Origin of the sequence: Wolbachia endosymbiont of Drosophila bocki, assembly GCF_028982005.1 — a bacterium.
Lineage (GTDB): Bacteria > Pseudomonadota > Alphaproteobacteria > Rickettsiales > Anaplasmataceae > Wolbachia > Wolbachia pipientis.
Genome location: NZ_JAPQLG010000038.1, coordinates 1 through 5,020 on the forward strand (window position 1 = coordinate 1; position 5,020 = coordinate 5,020).

Below are 5,020 nucleotides of genomic sequence, written 5' to 3' on the forward strand. Positions count from 1 at the left end.
ATAAGACGCCGGTACATTAAGTAATCCTTACCTTTTAATCTGCAGATTGGCGAAAGCAAATACAATAGCTTCGGTTTCATGTTAAGGGGGCTGGCGGAGTTTGTCAAGCAAGTTTTTAGCCCTGTCTCCTTGCTATAATGTTCATATCGATAGAAAAGCAAAAGAATAAAATGAAATATCAAGTGATATCCTCTATAATTAAATTTTTTGAATGAAGAGATGACGATTCGTGTAGGAATTAATGGTCTGGGTAGAATAGGCAGAGGCGTATTGCGTGCTATTTATGAAATAGAAAAGTATAGTGAGCAAATAGAAGTTGTAGCTGTAAATGGATCGCTCAGTGCAAAGCAGCATGCACATTTGATTAAATATGATTCTATTCATGGCAAATTCAGTGGTAATATTGATTTTAATGAGTCTCAAAATTGGATTTCTATAAATGGCAAAGAGTTTTCTTTATATAGAGAACGGAGCCCTGAAAATATTCCTTGGAATGTTGATGTAATACTTGAATGTACTGGTGCATTCAACAAACGTGAAGAAGCAATAAGGCACAATGCAGAGAAAGTGATTGTCTCTGCTCCAGTTCCGGATGCTGATGTCACTATAGTTTATGGTGTGAATAACGATATGCTCGAAAAAGAGCATAAAGTGATATCAGCAGGTTCTTGCACTACAAATTGCCTTGCTCCGATTGTGAAAGTCCTACATTCTGGTTTAGGCATAAAAAGCGGTTTTATGACTACTATACATGCCTACACGAATGATCAAAATATTCTTGATGGTAACCATAAAGATTTGCGTAGAGCAAGAGCTTGCGGATTATCTATGGTGCCAACTACAACCGGGGCAGCAAAAACAATTGGTTCTATAATTCCTGAATTAAAGGGCAAGCTAGATGGCACTGCCGTCAGAGTTCCAGTTAGCAATGTTTCTATGGTTGATTTTACATTTACGACTGATAAGAAAGCGACCGTTAAAGAAATCAATGAAATGTTTAAGGATGCAGCTCTCTCGTCTACGTCATTCCAGCGCGTGACGCTGGAATCTAATCCAGTGTCAGCTACTCGGATGACATCAGAGGGTACTAGGATGACAGAGGGTTCTCCAATGTCAAATGTACTTTCTATATGTACGGAACCTTTAGTTTCAATAGACTTTGTGCATAACCCTTATAGTGCAATTGTGGATTTAACTGGTACATATGTTACAGGTGATATATGCAGGGTTGCAGCGTGGTATGACAATGAGTGGGCTTTTTCGCTGAGAATGTTAGACATAGCATTATTGAGCTATAGTAAAGTATGAACTGGAACTCAAACAAATACGCCTCATTTTACGAACACTTTGCGGAACTCAGAAAAAGAGTTATCTTTTGCTTTCTATTTTTTTGTGTTGCTTTTGGTTTTTGTTACTACTTTAAGGAAAATATATACCGTTTTTTACTTGCACCTTTAATAGAAGCAACAAAAGGTAGCAAAGGTTTTTCTTTGATTTACACAGACTTAACAGAGGCATTTTTTGTATATCTTAGGGTTGCTGTAATGAGTGCACTTTTGCTCTCTTTTCCTGTGTTTGCATGGCAATTCTATATGTTCTTAGCACCTGGGTTATATAAAAGTGAAAGGGCAGTGTTGTTGCCATACTTAATTGCAACACCGGTTTTATTTGTAACGGGAGCTACTGTAGTCTATTACTATATATTTCCTTTAGCCTGGAAGTTTTTTATCAACTTCGAACACAGTGGTAAATCCTTCGATATACCGATAGAGTTTATGCCATCAGTTAGCGAATATTTAGACCTTGTTCTTCAATTTATGTTTGCATTTGGCACTGCATTTCAAATTCCAGTAATACTCACATTGATGGTGAGAGTAGGGTTACTCACTACACAAAGTTTGTCAAATAAACGTAGAATCGCAATAGTGGTAATTTTTATTATTGCTGCAATCTTAACTCCACCTGATGTATTAAGCCAAGTAGGGCTTGCAATACCTATGCTGATTCTATATGAATTGTCCATTCTGATATGTAGGTATATTGAAAAAAAGAAGACAAAGATTTAAACAAAGGAATCCCTCTTATCTCCTTTATATCACATTTTTAACTTACAACATTCTTATTCAGGACTTAAATATGGAAATGTTTCATAAATTGATTGTAATACTTTGTTAAGTTCAGCCTTACTTTTGATGATCAATAATACTGTATCATCACCTGCTATAGTTCCTATAATTCCTATGTTTTTGCTATTATTTAATGAATAAATAACATACTTCTGATCTAGAAAGTAAGCTAGGCTGCTAGCTTGTCCTGGTTGAGTGTGTAGTACTATTAAACCAAAATCCGAAATTTGCATATTAAGTATTAATGGTAATCGATATTGGTTGATGTCAATTACTTTATACATACCAGCAACTTTGGCAATTTTAAGTTCTTTCAATTTTCTTGATAAAGTAGCCTGAGAAATGTTATACCCTCTTTTTTTGAGTAAGGTCTGTAAATCGCTCTGTTCTAAAATTTCATGATTTTGAATAATATTTAAAATATGTTCACCTAGTGTGTTGTCATGCATTATGCATTTTCCTCATATTGAATATGTAATAAGTATATTTGAAATTATATTCATTATTTCTTGACCATTCAATTTTTAATGTCTATATTCACAAGATGAATAAAATATGAATATAAATTAGTAATATGAAAAAATACATTTTAAATGCTATTATAGCGATAAGTATTCTATTAACAGGATGCAAGGAAGATAAATACGATAATGTCATTAGATTTGCAATTTCTGCAGATTATCCACCTTTTGAATATTATGAAAATGGTAAATTTACTGGCTTTGACATTGAGCTTGCTCAATTAGTAGCAAAAGAGTTAGGTAAAGAAGCGATATTTAAAGATATGCAGTTTAGTACTATATTTGCAGCATTGCAAAGTAATTCTGTAGATGCTGCTATATCTACTATTGGTAGCACAGAAGAGCGTGAAAAAAATTTTGATTTTTCAAATAGTTATTATACAGGGGAATTTGGTATTCTATATCACAAAAATAAACCCATAGCCGGTATAAACAACTTAACTCACAAGAAGATAGCCGTTCAACTAGGAACTGTCATGGAAATTTGGCTAAAAGAGCATGTTCCTACAACAGCTCAAATTATTGCTATAGACAATAATAATCAAGCTGTAGAAACATTAAAGTCTGGTCATGTTGATGGCGTCCTAATTGATGAATTCCAAGGTAAAGTATTTAGCAAAAAAAATCCTGGTCTATCATGGTCAGCCATCGCTAAGTCAGATAATGGTTATTCTATTGCTGTGAATAAAGGATCTGATTTAAAGGATAAAATAAACGAGGCGTTAAAAAGTTTAGAAAGTAAAGGTGTAATACAAAAGATAGCAGAAAAATGGCTAGGAGATAACTGATGCAAGAATTAATTTCTAATTTCTTGTTTGTTGGAACAGGCCTTGCCTTTACTTTAAAATTATTGATAGGAGGACTGCTTTTAGGTATGAGTCTAGGAGGGTTATTTTCAGTACTCAGATATAATAAGATCTGTATTCCATTAATTAATGGAATTATATCTGTAATACGTGGCACCCCCCTTATATTACAGTTAAGTGTTGTTTATTTTATGACTCCAACCATTGCAGGAATTAAATTAAACATATTTAGTGCTGGCATTATAGCATTTGGTCTAAATAGCTGTGCTTATATTGCTGAGATTTTACGAGCTGGTATTGAAACTATATCAAAAAACCAGTTTGAAGCAGCTAAAACTTTACAAATACCTAGTTTCTATATGTGGAGAGATATTATATTACCACAAGTTATTAAAAATATTCTTCCTGCAATGATAAATGAGATCATTGCACTCCTTAAAGAAACGGCATTAATCTCTACTATTGGTGGTGTTGATATTATGCGCTCTGCGCAAATGCTTGCAGCAGAACAATTTACTTATTTTATACCACTTTGTCTTGCTGGGGCTTATTATTACGCTCTTGCATTACTAATTGAATATATAGGCAAAAAGGTTGAACAGAAAGGTATATATGATAAAAATGCATAATATTTGTAAATTATTTAATAATGTTCCAGTACTTAATAATATTAACCTGATTATAGAACAATCTATAGTTGGTCTTGCTGGTCCTTCTGGTAGTGGTAAATCAACATTGTTACGTTGTATACAAAAACTCGAAGTTTTAGATTCTGGTAGCATTGAATGCAATGATAGTACTGGTTTTGTATTTCAGGATTTTCAACTTTTCCCACATATGACTGTCTGGGAAAATCTTACATATGCTCCCAAACTTAAAAACAAAACTCAGGATCAAAGTGATTCACTACTTGAGTCTTTGGGTATTGCCTCTAAAAAAAATGATTACCCTAGTAATCTATCCGGTGGGCAAAAACAGCGGGTTGCGCTTGCCAGAAGCTTAATGATGAATCCAAGGATTCTATTATGCGATGAGCCAACGTCTGGTTTAGATGTAGCAACAATAGTCGACGTTGTGGAACTACTACAATCAGTTAGAGATATGGGTATTACTATGATTATCGCTTCTCACAATTTGGATTTTTTAACAAAAATATCAGATCGGATTATTCTGTTAAAAAACGGAAAAATAATTGTAGATATCAATCCTAAAGAAATTGATGAACCAACAAACTATTTAAAAAATAATTATTAAAAGAGAATCACTCATATCATACTGAGAGCTATAACAGATCTTAGCATCGAAAATTACATAATGTATATTATGGAAAATAAATTACATAATATAAGAAGCAACGCTAAAAATAAAATCACATAATATAGCAAACTATAGCTAACCCAAGAAAGGTTTTCCTACGTCATACCGCCGCGATATCTCAGCATAGATTCCGCTAACAAGTAGCGGAATGACGAATTTTTGTTTTTCAAACTGTCGGTAAATCTAAGAACCTGTTTAAAATCTTCGTAATAGGAGAGAAATGAAGGAAAGGACAATCATTTGCAAGCTG

6 protein-coding genes are annotated in these 5,020 nt (G+C 33.5%); 5 read left to right on the top strand and 1 reads right to left on the bottom strand.

Going from position 1 to position 5,020, the window contains the following annotated elements; genetic code table 11:
• Window positions 1-219 precede the first annotated feature (219 nt).
• Both OZD61_RS00685 and tatC read left to right on the top strand, forming a co-directional pair.
• Window positions 220-1,308, top strand: a complete 1,089-nt coding sequence (locus OZD61_RS00685) for a type I glyceraldehyde-3-phosphate dehydrogenase (RefSeq protein ID WP_274979471.1) — start codon at window positions 220-222, stop codon at window positions 1,306-1,308.
• The gene (tatC, locus tag OZD61_RS00690) at window positions 1,305-2,066 is read left to right on the top strand and encodes a twin-arginine translocase subunit TatC (protein WP_182320250.1); all 762 of its coding nucleotides are present in this window, start codon (window positions 1,305-1,307) and stop codon (window positions 2,064-2,066) included. Before OZD61_RS00685 ends, tatC begins: the two co-directional genes overlap by 4 nt.
• 53 nt (window positions 2,067-2,119) lie before the next feature.
• Here tatC and OZD61_RS00695 read toward each other — a convergent pair whose 3' ends face one another.
• Window positions 2,120-2,575 (bottom strand): arginine repressor, encoded by a 456-nt coding sequence (locus tag OZD61_RS00695; protein WP_064125001.1) that lies wholly within the window; start codon window positions 2,573-2,575, stop codon window positions 2,120-2,122.
• A gap of 125 nt (window positions 2,576-2,700) precedes the next feature.
• Between OZD61_RS00695 and OZD61_RS00700 the strand changes: the two genes are divergently transcribed.
• Genes OZD61_RS00700 through OZD61_RS00710 form a run of 3 tightly spaced genes read left to right on the top strand, consistent with a single transcriptional unit; the run spans window position 2,701 to window position 4,707 of the window.
• A complete protein-coding gene (locus tag OZD61_RS00700; protein WP_274979472.1) occupies window positions 2,701-3,435 on the top strand; it encodes a substrate-binding periplasmic protein in 735 nt (244 codons plus the stop codon).
• Entirely contained in the window at window positions 3,435-4,082 is a 648-nt protein-coding gene (locus tag OZD61_RS00705; protein WP_274979473.1) for an amino acid ABC transporter permease, read from the top strand. The genes OZD61_RS00700 and OZD61_RS00705 overlap by 1 nt, the downstream gene beginning before the upstream one ends.
• On the top strand, window positions 4,066-4,707 hold the full coding sequence (locus OZD61_RS00710; protein ID WP_458695125.1) for an amino acid ABC transporter ATP-binding protein: 642 nt from the start codon (window positions 4,066-4,068) through the stop codon (window positions 4,705-4,707). The genes OZD61_RS00705 and OZD61_RS00710 overlap by 17 nt, the downstream gene beginning before the upstream one ends.
• Window positions 4,708-5,020 lie beyond the last annotated feature (313 nt).